At 71.1% G+C, this 15,477-nt stretch carries 13 protein-coding genes; 8 read left to right on the top strand and 5 right to left on the bottom strand.

Annotated features, from left to right (window positions below):
- Nucleotides 1-22: 22 nt before the first annotated feature.
- A complete protein-coding gene (locus ACLBXX_RS07410; RefSeq protein WP_447657510.1) occupies nucleotides 23-595 on the bottom strand; it encodes a MarR family winged helix-turn-helix transcriptional regulator in 573 nt (190 codons plus the stop codon).
- Between ACLBXX_RS07410 and idi the strand changes: the two genes are divergently transcribed.
- From idi to ACLBXX_RS07375, 7 genes are read left to right on the top strand one after another with little or no spacing between them, the layout of a single operon-like run.
- Complete coding sequence (gene idi / locus ACLBXX_RS07405; RefSeq protein WP_447657509.1) at nucleotides 578-1,129, top strand: isopentenyl-diphosphate Delta-isomerase; 552 nt, start codon at nucleotides 578-580, stop codon at nucleotides 1,127-1,129. The genes ACLBXX_RS07410 and idi overlap by 18 nt on opposite strands.
- On the top strand, nucleotides 1,126-2,181 hold the full coding sequence (locus tag ACLBXX_RS07400) for a polyprenyl synthetase family protein (protein ID WP_447657508.1): 1,056 nt from the start codon (nucleotides 1,126-1,128) through the stop codon (nucleotides 2,179-2,181). The genes idi and ACLBXX_RS07400 overlap by 4 nt, the downstream gene beginning before the upstream one ends.
- On the top strand, nucleotides 2,178-3,059 hold the full coding sequence (locus ACLBXX_RS07395) for a phytoene/squalene synthase family protein (RefSeq protein WP_447657507.1): 882 nt from the start codon (nucleotides 2,178-2,180) through the stop codon (nucleotides 3,057-3,059). The genes ACLBXX_RS07400 and ACLBXX_RS07395 overlap by 4 nt, the downstream gene beginning before the upstream one ends.
- On the top strand, nucleotides 3,056-4,621 hold the full coding sequence (gene crtI / locus ACLBXX_RS07390; protein WP_447657506.1) for a phytoene desaturase family protein: 1,566 nt from the start codon (nucleotides 3,056-3,058) through the stop codon (nucleotides 4,619-4,621). Before ACLBXX_RS07395 ends, crtI begins: the two co-directional genes overlap by 4 nt.
- A gap of 2 nt (nucleotides 4,622-4,623) precedes the next feature.
- Nucleotides 4,624-4,977 carry a lycopene cyclase domain-containing protein gene (locus tag ACLBXX_RS07385; RefSeq protein ID WP_447657505.1) on the top strand — a complete coding sequence of 118 codons (354 nt, stop codon included), beginning with the start codon at nucleotides 4,624-4,626 and terminating at the stop codon, nucleotides 4,975-4,977.
- Entirely contained in the window at nucleotides 4,974-5,297 is a 324-nt protein-coding gene (locus ACLBXX_RS07380; RefSeq protein WP_447657504.1) for a lycopene cyclase domain-containing protein, read from the top strand. The genes ACLBXX_RS07385 and ACLBXX_RS07380 overlap by 4 nt, the downstream gene beginning before the upstream one ends.
- Complete coding sequence (locus tag ACLBXX_RS07375; protein ID WP_447657503.1) at nucleotides 5,294-6,187, top strand: prenyltransferase; 894 nt, start codon at nucleotides 5,294-5,296, stop codon at nucleotides 6,185-6,187. Before ACLBXX_RS07380 ends, ACLBXX_RS07375 begins: the two co-directional genes overlap by 4 nt.
- Before the next feature lie 53 nt (nucleotides 6,188-6,240).
- Here the strand turns inward: ACLBXX_RS07375 and ACLBXX_RS07370 are convergent, their stop codons facing one another.
- Both ACLBXX_RS07370 and ACLBXX_RS07365 read right to left on the bottom strand, forming a co-directional pair.
- Entirely contained in the window at nucleotides 6,241-9,159 is a 2,919-nt protein-coding gene (locus ACLBXX_RS07370; protein ID WP_447657502.1) for a UPF0182 family membrane protein, read from the bottom strand.
- 94 nt (nucleotides 9,160-9,253) lie between these two features.
- Nucleotides 9,254-10,381 carry a YlbL family protein gene (locus tag ACLBXX_RS07365; RefSeq protein ID WP_447657501.1) on the bottom strand — a complete coding sequence of 376 codons (1,128 nt, stop codon included), beginning with the start codon at nucleotides 10,379-10,381 and terminating at the stop codon, nucleotides 9,254-9,256.
- Between the two features lie 146 nt (nucleotides 10,382-10,527).
- Between ACLBXX_RS07365 and ACLBXX_RS07360 the strand changes: the two genes are divergently transcribed.
- Entirely contained in the window at nucleotides 10,528-11,973 is a 1,446-nt protein-coding gene (locus tag ACLBXX_RS07360; protein ID WP_447657500.1) for a zinc-dependent metalloprotease, read from the top strand.
- Between the two features lie 779 nt (nucleotides 11,974-12,752).
- Here ACLBXX_RS07360 and ACLBXX_RS07355 read toward each other — a convergent pair.
- Together ACLBXX_RS07355 and nudC are read right to left on the bottom strand one after the other, a co-directional pair.
- Entirely contained in the window at nucleotides 12,753-14,525 is a 1,773-nt protein-coding gene (locus ACLBXX_RS07355; protein ID WP_447657499.1) for an ATP-dependent helicase, read from the bottom strand.
- Nucleotides 14,522-15,436 carry an NAD(+) diphosphatase gene (nudC, locus tag ACLBXX_RS07350; RefSeq protein WP_447657498.1) on the bottom strand — a complete coding sequence of 305 codons (915 nt, stop codon included), beginning with the start codon at nucleotides 15,434-15,436 and terminating at the stop codon, nucleotides 14,522-14,524. Before nudC ends, ACLBXX_RS07355 begins: the two co-directional genes overlap by 4 nt.
- Nucleotides 15,437-15,477: the final 41 nt, after the last annotated feature.

Below are 15,477 nucleotides of genomic sequence, written 5' to 3'. Positions count from 1 at the left end.
GGCCGAACTCATCGCGGCGTGCTCAGTCCTCCGGGTCCATCGCGCCGCAGAGATCGTCGAGGAACCGCGCGATCACCCCGAGTTCCGCCTCGTCGTAGTCCAGCGCGACGGTTCGCATCGCCCGCAGCCGGTCGCCGAAGACGCGGAAGAACGCATTGCGCGCGTCCTCCGTGAGCACCACCACGCGCCCCCGCCCGTCACTGGGATGCGGGCGGCGCTGGACATGCCCGGAATCCACGAGCCGATCGAGCAGCTTCGTGGTCGATGCGGTCGAGATGCGCAGGTGGCGGGCGATGTCGCGCGGGCTGACAGAGCGCCCTTGTCGCTCGCGGATGATGAGCAGCCGTAGGGCGGCGACATCCGAGGCGTTCATGTCCATGTCGCCCTTCATGCCGCTGTGCATGCGCTCCATGGCGTCGCTGACGGCGCGGATGGACGTGAGCACACGCATCACCGCGTGCTCATGTTCCGTCTGTGGCAGCCATCGCTCGGACATCGTGGACGTTCCTTCCGACCCGTTGTAGCATCGCACACGAGGTATTGCTAGTTTAGCTAGCAATCTGAGAGGAATGATGGGATGCCCGACACCGACCACGTCGTCCTGCTCGACGATGACGGCCGCGCCATCGGCACGGCCCCGAAATCCAGTGTGCACGGTCCCGATACTGCCCTGCATCTCGCGTTCTCCTGCCACGTGCTCAACGGCGAGGGCCAGGTGCTCATCACCCGCCGGGCGCTCACGAAGCGGACGTGGCCCGGTGTCTGGACCAACTCGTTCTGCGGGCATCCGCGACCTGCCGAGCCGGTGCTCGCGGCGGTCCGTCGCCACGCCGACTTCGAACTCGGGCTCACGCTGACCGACCTCACCGTCGCGCTCCCGCTGTTCCGGTACCGCGCCACCGACGCCAACGGCATCGTCGAGCACGAGGTGTGTCCGGTCTATACCGCCTACACCGACGACGAGCCTGTGCTCAACCCGCTCGAAGTCGTCGACGCGCAGTGGGTCGAACCCGAAGCGCTCGCCATCTCGATCGAGGCGACCCCGTGGGCGTTCAGTCCGTGGCTGGTGCTCCAGGCCCAGCAGCTCCACCTGTTCGAGACGCCTACGCGCGAGAGACGCGCGTCATGATCCCCGCGGCAGCCGACCCCGACCTGCGGATCGCGATCGACGGGGCGCTCGCGCGCATCCGCGAGCGCGCGTCGGAGCTGGGCCCCGCGTTCGGCGCCCTGGGCGACGCGATCACGCGCGCGGCGCAGGGCGGGAAGCGTCTGCGTCCCGCCCTGGTCACCGCAGCCTTCGCCGCATTCCGCACCGGCGACGCCGACACGTCCGCCGTCCTCTCTGTCGCGGCCGCCTTCGAACTTCTGCACACGGCGTTCGTCGTCCACGACGACGTGATCGACCACGACACGATGCGGCGCGGCGTGCCCAACATCGGCGGCGAGTTCCGCCGGCGGGCACAGGACGACGGCGCCGACCCGGACGGGGCGGCGCTGGTGGGCGACGCCGCCGCCATCCTGGCCGGCGACATCCTGCTCCACGAGGCCTTCCGCCTGGTCGCGATGGCCCCCACCGACGACGCGACGCGGGACCGGCTCCTGACCCTGCTCGACGACGCCGTCCTGATCTCGGCCGCGGGCGAGCTCGCCGACGTCGAGAACAGCGTCGCGGCGCGGCATCCATCCCGCCTCTCGACGCTCGATACGGCGTTCAACAAGACCGCGGTGTACACGTTCCGCGCGCCGCTCCAGGCGGGCGCGCTCCTCGGGGGCGCCGACGGCGACGCTCTGCGCGTGCTCGGCGAGGCAGGCGGGCGCCTCGGGCTCGCCTTCCAGCTCGTCGACGACCTCATCGGCGCGTTCGGGACCACGGCGCAGACGGGGCGCGACACCGGGCCCGATCTCCGCGAGAACAAGCGCACCCCGCTCGTCGCGCTGGCCCGTGAGTCGGGCGCCGCGCCGCGCGTCGACGAGGCGCTCGCCCTCGCGCGCACCGGCCCTGTCGCCGTGCGCGAGGCGCAGGTCGTGCTGGAGGAGACCGGGGCGCGGCAGCGACTGGTGCGACTCATCGAGGAGACGTTGTCCGCCGTGCGGTCGGCGTCGCACGACCCCGCGCTCCCTGACCGAGCCGGCGCACTCCTGCGCACGCTCGCCGACGGCATCGAAGGACGGATCCCATGAGCACCGTGCGCACCGCAAGCCCCACGGGACTCGCCCTCTATGACCGGGCGGCGGCGGATGCTGCGGCGACGGTGATCGCGCGGTACTCGACGTCGTTCGGGCTCGCGTGCCGGCTGCTCGGGCCGCGACCGCGACCGCATGTGCGCAACGTCTACGCGCTGGTGCGCATCGCGGACGAGATCGTGGACGGTCCCGCCGAAGAGGCCGGGCTGCCTCCGGAGGTCGCCGGCGAGATCCTCGACCAGCTCGAACGCGAGACGCTCGCGGCGATCGCGCGCGGCTTCAGCTCAAACCTCGTGGTCCACGCGTTCGCCGGGACGGCGCGCGAGTGCGGCATCGGCGAGGATCTCGTGCGCCCCTTCTTCGCCTCCATGCGCACCGATCTCGGCACGCGCAGTCACGACGCGGCATCCCACGACGCCTACGTGTACGGCTCGGCGGAGGTCGTCGGGTTGATGTGCCTGCAGGTGTTCGTCAACGCCGGGGCGCAGCATCCGGTCGCACCCTCTCCCGAGCTCGTCGACGGCGCCCGGCGCCTCGGCGCCGCCTTCCAGGACGTCAACTTCCTGCGCGACCTCCACCACGACGAGGCCGTGCTCGGACGCGACTACCTCGGTCTGTCCTCGGCCGACGGGGAGCGCGCCGCCGTGCTCGATCGCATCGACCGCGACCTGGCCGTCGCAGCGAGCGCCATCCCGGCGCTTCCCGCCGACTGCCGCCGTGCGGTGACCGCCGCGCACGACCTCTTCGCCGAGCTCGCCGTGCGCCTGCGCGCGTTCGACGGATCCGAGGAGCGGGTGCGCGTGCCCGACGCCGTGAAGGCGCGCCTCGCGGCCCGCGCGCTCTTGGGCTTCGCCCCGCGGGAGGTGCGCGCATGACGCTCGTCGACGGACAGCCCCGCGCGGTCGTCATCGGCGGCGGCGTCGGCGGACTCGCCGCGGCGGCTCTACTGGCGTCCGAAGGATGGGACACGACCGTGTTCGAGGCGCGCGACGAACTCGGCGGGCGCGCTGGGTCGTGGGAGCGCGACGGGTTCCGGTTCGACACAGGCCCGAGCTGGTATCTCATGCCCGAGGTGTTCGACCACTTCTTCCGGCTGCTCGGCACGACGGCGGAGCGCGAACTCGACCTCGTGCCGCTGGATCCGGCGTACCGGGTGTACTCGGATCCGTCGACCGGACTATCCCCCCTCGACGTGCGCTCCGGCCGCGCCGAGGCCACCGCACTCTTCGAGAGCGTCGAGCCCGGCGCGGGCGCCCGCCTCGACGCGTACCTCGACTCCGCCGCCGACGCCTACGAGCTCGCGGTCTCGCGGTTCCTCTACGACACCTATGAGACGACCGCGGGCCTTCGAGACCCGGCACTGCTGAAACGGATGCCGCGGCTCGCGCCCCTCCTGACGCGCAGCCTCGCCCGCCATGTCGAGCGTCGGTTCACCGATCCGCGACTGCGTCAGATCCTCGAGTACCCCGCCGTCTTCCTCGGAGGATCGCCCTACGGCGTGCCGAGTCTGTACCACCTCATGAGCCACCTCGACCTGGGCGATCGCGTGCTCTACCCGCGCGGCGGGTTCACCGAGCTCGTGGGCGCGATCGCGCGCCTGGCCGAGGCATCCGGAGTCGCGATCGAGACCGGCGCGCGAGTCACCGCGATCACCACGGAGGCCGGCGTCGCGACCGGCGTCGAACTCGCCGGCGGACACCGCGTGCCGGCCGACCTTGTGGTGTCGGGCGCCGACCTGCACCACACCGAGACCCGGCTGCTCCCCCGCGCCGAGCAGACGTATCCCGAGGAGTGGTGGCGCTCGCGCACGCCGAGCCCCGGCGCGCTGCTGGTGATGCTCGGCGTCGAGGGCCGGCTCCCGGAGCTCGCCCACCACACGCTGCTGTTCGCCCGGGAGTGGCGCGCGAACTTCACCGACATCTTCGGCGCCCGCCCGCGCATCCCCGCCCCCGCCTCGCTCTACATCTGCCGTCCCAGCGCCACGGACCCCAGCGTGGCGCCGCCGGAGCACGAGAATCTCTTCGTGCTCGTCCCCGTGCCCGCAGACCCCCAGCTGGGGCACGGGGGCATCGACGGCGGAGGCGACGCGGCGATCGAGGCGGCGGCCGACGTGGTGATCGCGCAGATCGCCGAATGGTGCGGCATCCCCGACCTGGCGGAGCGCATCGTGGTGCGCCGTACGGTCGCCCCCGGCGACTTCGCCGACGACTTCGGCGCCTGGCGCGGCAACGCGCTGGGCCTCGCGCACACGCTGGGTCAGAGCGCGGTCTTCCGGCCCCGGAACGCGTCGCGCGAGGTCGAGGGCCTGTCGTACGTCGGCGCCTCCACCCTGCCGGGCATCGGCCTGCCGATGTGCCTCATCTCGGCCGAGCTCGTCGTCAAGCGTCTGCGGGGGGATCGCTCCCCCGGTCCCCTCGCAGAGCCGGCGAGGGTGTGACGGTGCCGGGACTCTACCTCGCCGCCATCCTCGTCTCCGCGGTGGGCGTGCTGCTGATCGACCGGCGCTGGCGCCTCGCGGCGTGGCGGGCGCCCGGACGCACGGCTCTCGCGGTGGGCATCGGCACCGCGTTCTTCCTCGCGTGGGACGCCGTCGGCATCGCCACCGGCGTCTTCGTCAAGGGCGACAGCGCCCTGCTGCTGGGCGTCGACCTCGCCCCCCACCTCCCGCTCGAAGAGCCCGTGTTCCTCGCGTTCCTGAGCTACCTGGCCCTCGTCGCGTGGTCCGGCGCCCTGCGCCTGACAGACCGGCGGAGGACGGATGCTGCGTCCCCGCGCTCGGAGGCGACCCGATGACCTACTCCCTCATCGTCGCGCCGTTCGTACTCATCACGGCACTCGTGGCGCTGCTGACAGCCCGCCGCCCGGCGTTCGGACGCAGGATGACGGCATCCGTCATCGCCGCCGGCATTCTGGTCGTGCTCACCGCCGTGTTCGACAACATCATGATCGCCGCGGGGCTCTTCACGTACCCCGAGACGCTGATCTCGGGGGTGCGCATCGGTCTCGCCCCGATCGAGGACTTCGCCTACCCGGTGTGCGCGGCGTTCCTCGTACCTGCGGTCTTCACGCTGCTCGGGCCGTCGCGCTCGCGTCGCGAGGAGGTGGCCTCGTGACCACTGCGGCGCCCCTTCGCGCGAGCACCGTCGCCCGGCAACTGCTCATCGCCTCGCGGCCGGTGAGTTGGATCAACACCGCGTACCCGTTCGCCGCCGCCTACGTCATGACCACGCGCGAGGTGGATCTGACCCTCGTGCTCGGCACGCTGTTCTTCCTCGTGCCGTACAACCTCGCGATGTACGGCATCAACGACGTGTTCGACTACGAGTCGGATCTCCGCAACCCGCGGAAGGGCGGCGCCCACGGTGCCGTGCTCGATCGGCGGATGCACCGCGTGACCCTGTGGGCCTCCGCGCTGCTGTGCCTGCCGTTCGTGGCCTATCTCGTGGCGATCGGGTCCGCGGTGTCGTGGATCGTCCTCGCCGCGAGCCTGTTCTTCGTCGTGTTCTACAGCGCGCCGCCGCTGCGGCTGAAGGAGCGGCCGTTCCTGGACTCCGTGACCAGCAGCATCCACTTCTTCTCCCCCGCCGTGTACGGGCTCGTCCTGGCGGAAGCCACGTGGACGCCTGCCCTCGTAGCGCTCATCGGCGCGTTCGCGCTGTGGGGCATCGCCTCCCACGCGTTCGGAGCGGTGCAGGACGTCGTCGCCGACCGCGAAGCGGAGATCGCATCGATCGCGACGGCGCGCGGCGCACGCTGGACGGTGCGCTTCTCCCTCGCCTGCTACGCCGCGGCAGGGCTCGCGATGCTCGCGACGACCTGGCCGGGACCGCTCGCGGCTGTGCTCGTGGTGCCCTACCTCGTGACGGTGTGGCCGTACCGCTCGATCGCCGACGCCGACGCGGCGGCCGCGACCACCGGATGGCGCCGGTTCCTGTGGCTCAACCAGTTCTCGGGCTTCGCAGTCACGCTGCTGCTCATCTGGTACGCGATGCTCACGGCATAGCCCAGGAACGCCGAAGGCCGGCCCCCGCGGGGACCGGCCTTCGTGCTATCGGCTTACGGCTGCTCGCCGAGCTGGATGAGCTTCTCGACCGCGGCGGTCAGGCGCTCGTCGGCCGCGCCGTACGCGGCCCAGTCGCCCTTCTCGAGCGCCGCCTGGCGATCGAGCATCGCCTGCTGCGCGTCCTGCAGCGCCGCCTGGTACTCGTCGGTCGGCGTCGGTTCGGGCGTCGGCGCCGGCGTGGCGCCCGGCGTCGGCTCGGGAGTCGGCGCCGGCGTGGCGCCCGGCGTCGGCTGCACGTCGGTGTCACCCGCGTCGGCTCCGGAATCACCACCGAACAGGGTGTCGAGAGCCTCGTTCAGGGTGTCCTCGAAGGCGATCTTGTCGCCGAACGAGACCAGCACCTTCTGGAGCTTCGGCAGCTTCGTGCCCGTCGACGACTGCACGAACACCGGCTGGACGTACAGCAGGCCGCCGCCGACCGGCAGGGTGAGCAGGTTGCCGTTGAGCACCTCGGACTGTCCCTGTTTCAGCAGGTTGATCTGCGCCGAGATCTGCGGATCCGAGTTGAACGTGTTCTGCACCTGGCCGGGACCGGGCACCGTCGTCTCGGCGTCGATCACCAGCATGCGGAGCTTTCCGTAGTCCTTGCTCTTGACTCCCGCTTCGCTGCCCGCGTTCGAGTCCACCGCGAGGTAGCCCATCAGGACGTTGCGGGTGTTGCCCGCCGTCGCCGCCGGGATGAACGACGTGAACATCGAGTACGTCGGCTGATCCTGGTCGGGCATCTGCATCGTCAGGTAGTACGGCGGCTGGAGCTGCGTCTCTTCCTGCGGGTCGTTCGGCGTCTGCCAGCGGTTGTCGCTCTGGTAGAACGAGCGGGCATCGTCGACGTGATAGACGCCGAGGATCGTGCGCTGCACCTTGAACAGATCGGTCGGGTACCGCACGTGGCTGATCAGGTCGGCCGACATGTCGCTGATCGGCTTGATCGTCGACGGGTAGACCTTCTGCCACGACTCCAGCACCGGGTCGCTCTCATCCCACGCGTACAGCGTGACCGAGCCGTCGTACGCGTCGACGGTCGCCTTCACCGAGTTGCGGATGTAGTTGATGTCGTCGAGCGCGAAGCGCGGCGCCGGGTTCGACGAGTCCGAGATCGCGGAGGTGAGGCTGACGGTCGAGGAGTACGGGTAGTTCGCGCTCAGCGTGTAACCGTCGATGATCCACACGATGCGTCCGTCGACGACGCTCGGGTAGGCGTCGTTGTCGAGCGTCAGGTACGGCGCGACCTTCTGGACGCGCTCGCGCGGGTTGCGGTCGTAGAGGATCTGCGAGTCCTCGTTGACGTAGTCGGAGAACAGGATCTGCTCGGCCTGGAACTTGAGCGCGTAGATGAGCCTGTTGAAGACGTTGCCGAGGCTCGGGCCGCCCTCGCCCTCGAACGTCGTCTTTGTCTCGCCGGAGCCGTCCGCGCCCGAGGGGTAGTCGAGTTCGACCGGCTCGGAACCGGAAGGAGCCCCGACGATGGAGTACGTCGGCGAGTACTCGCCGAAGTACACCCGCGGCTGGAAGTCCTCCTGGTCGGAGAGGAACCCGGAGGCGGGGATGCCGCGCTCGAGGAACACGGGGTCGCCCTCGTTCGTGCGGTCGTTGCCCTTGGCGGCGACGAGGCCGTAGCCGTGCGTGTAGACGACCGCGGAGTTCTGCCAGTCTGCGGCGTTGCCGAGCTGCGCGAGGTTCAGCTCGCGTACCGAGACCACGGTGTCCTGCGAGACGCCGTCGATGTCGTACCGGTCGACGTCCAGCGGGTCGGCGAACTGGTAGTAGGACCGGTACTGCTCGAGCTGGCGCACGTTCGGCGAGATGATCGCGGGGTCCATGATGCGCACCTGGGCGGTGGTGGCCGCGTCGTCGCGCAGCTGGCCGGCCTCGACGTCGGTGACGGCCGTGAAGTCCTGCTGGTCGAGGTTGTCGACGCCGTACGCCTCGTGCGTCATGTCGACGTTGCGCTGGTAGTAGTCCTCTTCGAGGGCGAAGCGGTTCGGCTGGACCTGGAAGGTGTTGACCACCCACGGGTAGCCGACGCCGACGACGATCGCCGACACGACGAGCAGGGCGGTCGCGATGAGCGGGTAGCGCCAGCGGCCGATGATCGCGGTGACGAAGAACAGGATGGCGACGATGACCGCCGCGAACGCGAGGATCGTCTGGCCGGGGATGATCGCGTTGACGCCCGTGTAGCCGGGACCGGTGATGCGGTCGCCGGGCTCGACGAGGGTCTTGTAGCGGTCGAGCCACAGGCTCGCGCCCTGCACCAGCAGGTACAGACCCGCGGTCACCGCGAGCTGGATGCGCGCCGACTTGGAGATGCGGAGCTCACGCTGGCCGATGCGCACCGAGCCGTAGAGGTACGAGACCAGCGCCGTGACGAGCAGGCAGATCAGCAGGACCGCCGAGGCGAAGCCGATGAGCGAGCTCCAGAACGGCATGGCGAACATGTAGAAGCCGGTGTCGAGCCCGAACTCGGGGTCGGTCGTCTTGGTGGCGACGCCGTTGAACCACAGCCACGTGGTCTCCCACTGGGCCGAGGCGGCGAAGCCGGCGAAGAAGCCGAAGAAGATCGGGATGCCCCACATCGCGAGCCTGCGCAGCGGCTCGACGACCTCCTGGTAGCGGTCGAGCTGCGAGCTCAGCCGTGCGTAGACGGGGCGCAGCCGGTACGCGAGCTGGATGGAGAGCCACACGGGCACCGCCATCCCGAGGAAGCCGACGGCGAACATCACGACGCGCGCGACCCACTGGGTGAGCAGCACCTCCGAGAACCCGAGCTGGTCGTACCAGAGCCAGTCCGCGTAGAGGCTGGCGAAGATGAAGAAGGCCACCACGAGCGCGGCGATGATCGCCAGGGTGATGGCTATGACGCGTCGGGTGCGGGAGGGTGTGGCCGGAGTCGGCGCGGAGGTCGTGGTCACGTTCCCATCCTAGGCGCGCGATTCTCGGCGCCCGCCTTGTCCTCCCTGGGCGAACTCTAAGAAACTCGCAACGTTTCGGGCACGATCCGCGCGGTCACTTGAGCGTGCAGGTCGGGAGCGCGTCGAGATCGCCGTCCGAGCTCACCGCGTCGAGCACCGCCAGCGCATCGTCCAGATCCTCGACCGAGAACACGCGCAGATCTCCCGGGATGTGACCCACGACCTCGTCGCAGTTCGCCTCGGGGGCGAGGAACCACTGGGCGCCGGCATCCAGCGCGCCCCACATCTTCTGACGGATGCCTCCGATCGGCCCGACCTCGCCGTCGGCGGTGATCGTGCCCGTGCCGGCGACCTGCTGCCCGCCGTTGAGCTCCCCCGGGGTGAGCGTGTCGATGATCCCGAGCGCGAACATCATGCCGGCGCTGGGTCCGCCGACGTTGTTCAGCTGGATGGTGACGTCGATCGGGAAGTCGTAGTCCGTCGTGAGGTTGACCCCGAGGATCCAGGTCGTCTTCCCCGCGTCGTCGGTTGTCTCCTTCGGGGTGACCTCCACCGTCTGCTGCTCGCCGTCACGCTCGATGAGGAGCTCGACAGGGGCGCCCTCCCCCTCGTTGATCACCGAGCGCAGCGTCGAGACATCCGTGAGCTCCTCGCCGTTCGCCTCGAGGATGAGGTCGCCCTGCTCGAGGATCCCTTCAGCGGCGGCGCCGTCGATGACGGAGTAGACCGACAGGGTCCCGCCCACGTCGTAGCCGAGCTCGGTCAGAGCAGCGGCGGTCGCCTCGTGCTGGGAGTCGACCATCATCTGAGCGCTCTCCTCGTTGCGCTGCTCGGTGGTCTGGTCCTCGGGGAAGATCGCGTCGATCGGCATGACGGCCCGGCTCGGGTCGAACCACGCCATGGCCAGCTCGAACCACGACGGCGTGTGCTCGCGATTGCCCTGCACCTGCACGGTGAGGAGGTCGAGCGACCCGTCCGTCGGGTACGTCTCGGCGCCCTCGACCGAGATCAGGGGCACCTCCTCGCCGTCGGCGTTCTGCGCCGTGCCGAGCGTGTTGTACACCGGCCCCGGGCGCTGGATGACGTAGGAGGTCGGCAGGAACGTGATGACGAGAAGAACCACCATCGCGACGGCGAGCGCCCATACCCCGGCCAGCGTGCGGCGGGACATCCGCGGCCGTGGGGCGGGCTCGATCGTCGTGTTCTCGTCGAACAGGGCCACGCGGGACCTCTCTTCCGTGCCTTGTCGGTGATGCGCCTGGTCGTTCGCGACCGGCGTAAGGCGTTCGGGGTCCTTGCCGGGGAGTGCGACGGATGCTGGGACTAGCGTAGAACGCAACCTCATCGACCGGCTGAAAGGCGGCTGAAGTGGCAGACGACGTCACTGGCGGGGGCGACCCCAGCCCCGAGGACGACTTCCAGGAACTCATCCGCCAGCTGTTCGGCGGTGCGGCGGGCGACTTCGACCCCGAGCAGCTGTCGCGGCTGTCGGGCATGAACATCGACCCTGCGATGATGCAGGCCGTCTTACGCCAGCTGCATGGGGCCTTCGAGGGCGCCGATGAGACCGGCATCTCGTGGGACATGGCGAAGCGCCAGGCGCTGCACATCGCCAACCAGGAGGGCCTGGGTGTGACGGCGGGTCAGCGCACGGACCTCGACCAGGCGTTCGCGCTGGCGACGCTGTGGCTGAGCGAGGCGACCACGATCGCGGAGCTGCCGGCTCCCCCGGCGACGCTCACGCGCGGCGCCTGGGTCGAGGCCACGCTGCCCGTCTGGCAGGAGCTCGCCGCTCCCGTCGCCACGAGCATCGCCGACGCGCTCACCTCGGCGCTGAGCGAGCAGGCGCCCGAAGACATGCAGGGGCTCGTGCAGGGCGCCGGGCGCCTCATGCGCACGGTCGGCGGTTCGCTCTTCGCGTCGCAGCTCGGTCAGGTGGTCGGCAACCTGTCCAAGGAGGTCGTGAGCGGCGGCGACGTCGGCATCCCGCTGATGCCCGACGGCCAGGCCGCGATCCTTCCCCAGAACTTCGCCGATTTCGGGCGCGACCTCGAGGTGCCCGAAGACCAGCTCGCGCTGTACGTGGCGACGCGCGAGCTCGCGCACGCTCGCCTCTTCCGTCACGCGCGCTGGCTGCGCCTGCATGTGATCTCGCAGGTCACCGATTTCGCGCGGGGCGTGCACGTCGACACCGACGCGCTGGAGGATCTCGCCACGCGCTTCGACCCGTCCGAGCCCGAGGAGCTCCGCCGCGCGATCGAGAGCGGCGCGCTGCTGCCCGCCCGCTCCGAGGCCCAGGAGGCCGCACTCGCCCGCCTGGAGAACCTCCTCGCGACGGTCGAAGGCTGGGTCGAGGTCGTCACCGAGGACGCGACCTCGCGCCTCCCCTCGGCACAGCGCATCTCGGAGGCCGTTCGCCGTCGCCGCGCCGTCGGCGGTCCCGCCGAGCGTGCGCTGGGCTCCCTCGTCGGCCTCGAGATCCGGCCGCGCCGCATGCGCGAGGCCGCCGCGATGTGGCGCGCCGTGACGGACGCCGTCGGCCCGGCCGCGCGCGACGCGCTGTGGGACTACCCCGACCTCATGCCGAGCGCGTCCGACATCGACGATCCCGCGGCACTCGTCGCCCGCCTCGAGGCCCGCGCGCGCGGCGAGGAGCCGGTGCGCGACGAGATGGACGACGCCCTGGCGCGCCTGCTCGCGGGCGAAGATCCCGGCGGATCGGCCGCGGACGAGGCATCCGATGCCCCCTCCGAGTCCGACGGATCGGGCGACGAGGGCGAGAGCGGCGCTCCCGACGACCACCGGCCCGTGTAAGCGGCGGGCGGGGGTCGAGTCCCGGCTCCTCCCCAGGCCGTCCCGGCGCAGCGAAGACGCCTCGCGGCCTGTGGATACGCGTTGCGGACCCCGGACTTCCGACAGGATCGGGCGCATGCTGCGACTCGACCCCTCGTATCCCCCGGTGTGGCGGACCGACTCGACGATCCAGTTCGGCGCTGACCCGGTCGCGGTCCTCGACGACCCGCTCCCCTGGCAGCAGCGCCTGCTGCGCGAGCTGGAGCGCGGCATCCCCGACGGCGCTGCACTCCCCTTCGCGCAGGCACTCGGTGCGCCGGACGCGTCCGCCGCGTCACGGTTCCTGTCGCGTATACGCCGAGCACTCATGACGGATGCCGCGGCACGCCCCCGCGTCACGATCCAGTGCGCCGAGGAAGTGCCCGACCGGCATCGTGACGCGGTCGCCGCGGGGCTCGCCGCGGAGGGGTACGACGTCCACGCCGCTCATCGCTTCGACGGCATCCGCTCCGGCACGGATGCTGCGGCCGTCGTCTTCCTCGTGCATCGCGTCGTGGCGCCCGGTGCGGCCGCCGCACTCATGGCCGCCGACGTCGATCATGTGCCGATCGCACTCACCGGCTCGGGCGCGGACGTCGGACCCGTCGTGGAGCCCGGCCGCAGCGCATGCCTCGCCTGCGTCGCGGCTCACCGTCGCGACCGCGATCCCTCGTGGCCCGCTGTCGCTGCACAGCTGCTCGGGCGCCCCGTCGAGAGCGAACCCTCGGTGCTGTGGGAGGCGGGGATGGTGGCCGGACGCCTCATCGCGGAGCGGGCGCGGAACCCCTCGGCCGGCCGGACCCGGTCGGTGACCCTGCGCGCCGGCTCGCTGCACCGGCACGTGCGGTCGCACCTCCCGCACGCAGAGTGCCGTTGCCGATCTCTCGCAGGAACCGCGACGGCTGCCGCTCCCGTACGCCTCGAGCCCACGACAGCGACAGCGTTCGCCCAGCCCGCGTGACGCCGACGTACGCGAGGCGGCGCTCCTCGTCGACCTGCTCGAACGTCGTGGCGTACGAGATCGGAAGAAGGCCCTCCGCGACGCCGATGAGGTGCACGTGCTCCCACTCCAGGCCTTTGGCCGCGTGCAATGTCGCCAGCGTCACCGTGCGCATCGCGGGCTCGTCGTGCGCCTTGGCCCGGGCGGTGAGTTCGTCTGCGAACGCCCGGAGGGTGGTCCCCTCGGGCGCCTCCTGGGCGAGGCGCAGCAGAGCCGCTCGTGCCTCCCACGCGTCGCGGAGAGCGCCGCCGGCCTCCGGCGGCTCGTCCGTGAGGCCCCGCGAGCGCAGGATGTCGCGCACGGTGTCGACCAAGCCGCTCTCGATGGGTGCGACCGAGGCCGCGCGCAGCTCCATGACCGCCTGCCGCACCTCGGGCATGTCGAAGAAGCGGCGGCCGCCGAGGACCGTCGTCGCGATCCCCGCGTCGGAGAGGGCGGCGACGAGCTCTGCGGACTGCGCATGAGCGCGGTAGAGCACGGCGATGTGGCGCGGGTCCGCGCCGTCGGCGATCTGTGCGGTGATCCGCGCCGCCACCGCGCGCGCCTCGTCGCGGTCGTCTTCGAACGCGGTCACCGTCGGAACGGGGGCCGACTCGACGTCGGCGTCGCGATCGGCGGCCGCTGAGAGGTGCAGCGCCCCGGGACGACCTCGCATCAGCTCGTTCGCGACTGCCAGGATCGGGGCATCCGATCGATAGTTCGTCTCGAGGCGCACGACGCGGGCGCCTTCGAAGCGCGAGGGGAAATCGAGGAGGTAGGCCGCATCGGCGCCGGCGAACGAATAGATGGTCTGGCTCGCGTCGCCGACGACGCAGAGGTCGCGGCGGTCCCCCAGCCACAGCTCGAGCAGGCGGTTCTGCAGGGGCGAGACGTCCTGGAACTCGTCGACCGTGAAGTGGCGGTACTGCTCGCGAACGGCCTTGGCGACCTGGGGCTCGGCCTCGAGCATGCCGGCGCAGGCGAGAAGCACGTCCTCGAAATCGAGCTGGCGGCGTTCGTCCTTCAGCTTCTCGTAGGCGTGCTGCAGCGCCACCACCCTCTCGACCCCGAGGCGACCGACGCCGTTCGGACGGGCCGCCGCGTACGCGTCGACACTGAGCATCGAGACCTTGCGCCATTCGATCTCGGAGGCGACGTCGCGCAGCGTCGCCACGTCGGGCGCGAGCCCGATCCCGTCGGCCGCGTGGGCGAGCATCCTCACCTTGTTGTCGACGATGCCCGGCGCGGTGTCCCCGGCGAGCGTCGGCCAGAAGAAGTTGAGCTGCGCGAGCGCGGCTGCGTGGAACGTGCGGGCCGACACCCCGCCGACGCCCATCGCGCGCAGACGCCCTCGCATCTCACCGGCGGCCTTGGTCGTGAAGGTCACCGCCATGACGCGTCCGGGCGAGTACGCGCCGGTGTCGACGCCGTGGGCGATGCGGTGCGTGATGACGCGGGTCTTGCCCGTGCCGGCGCCGGCCAGCACCGCGACGGGTCCGCGCAGGGCGGTCGCCGCCTCGAGCTGATGCTCGTCCAGCCCTGCGAGGGCGCTCACGCCCGCTCCGCGTGCCAGTCGGCGATGAGCCGGTGAGCGATGGACGCCCGCCCGGGAAGCACGACGTCGCCCTCGCCGGCGAGCGCCCGGCCGATCTCGTCGCGCGTGAACCAGCGGACCGCGGCGATCTCCTCGCCGTCGGCACGCGCCGCCGCATCGTCGCGGGACTCGGCGAGGAAGCCGACCATGAGTGAGCGCGGGTACGGCCATGCCTGCGACCCGCGGTAGGTCACCGTTTCGACCTCGATGCCGGACTCCTCTGCCACCTCGCGGCGGACGGCCGCCTCGAGCGACTCGCCGGCCTCGACGAAGCCGGCGAAGCACGAGAACCGGTCGGCACCCCACAGGGCGTTCGAGCCGAGGAGCAGCAGATCGGGGTCTGCCGTGCTCGTGATCGCGACGATGACCGCGGGATCGGTGCGTGGGAAGTGCTGCCGCCCGCAGTTCGGGCAGCGGCGAGACCAGCCCGCGTCACCGAGGATCGTGCGGGTGCCGCACGCCGGGCAGAACGGCGCGTCGACGAGCCAGCGTCCGAGGCTCAGCGCCTCGACGAACGCACCGGCGTCGCGGGGCGACAGCAGAGCCCCCACCGTACGCAGGCCCGCCCAGCCCGCCGGGGCGGCGAACAGATCATCGTCCTGCGACGCGAACACCGCGGCGAGCAGAGCTGCGCCGTCGTCGTCACGTCCGAGGAACGCCCACTCGGCCCCGTCGGGCACGTCCGCGGGGGTGCGCCATTCGAGGGCATCGGGTGCGGCGAGCGGTGCGGAGTCGCCGACCACGACGAGCACGCGGGACGCGGCATCCGTCTTCGCCGTCTCGAGGAGGTCCGGAATCAGCCTCTGATCGGCCGCGCGATCGAGTCCGGGGTGCGCCAGCGGATTGAGGCTGGTGCTGTCGGGCGCCGTCATCGAACATGCTCCGCTTCGTCGTTCAGGGCCGGGCGTGGCGC

It is taken from the genome of Microbacterium sp. C23T, assembly GCF_053345975.1.
Note: the sequence above shows the minus strand (reverse complement) of the source record. Positions and strands in the feature narration are given on the sequence as shown.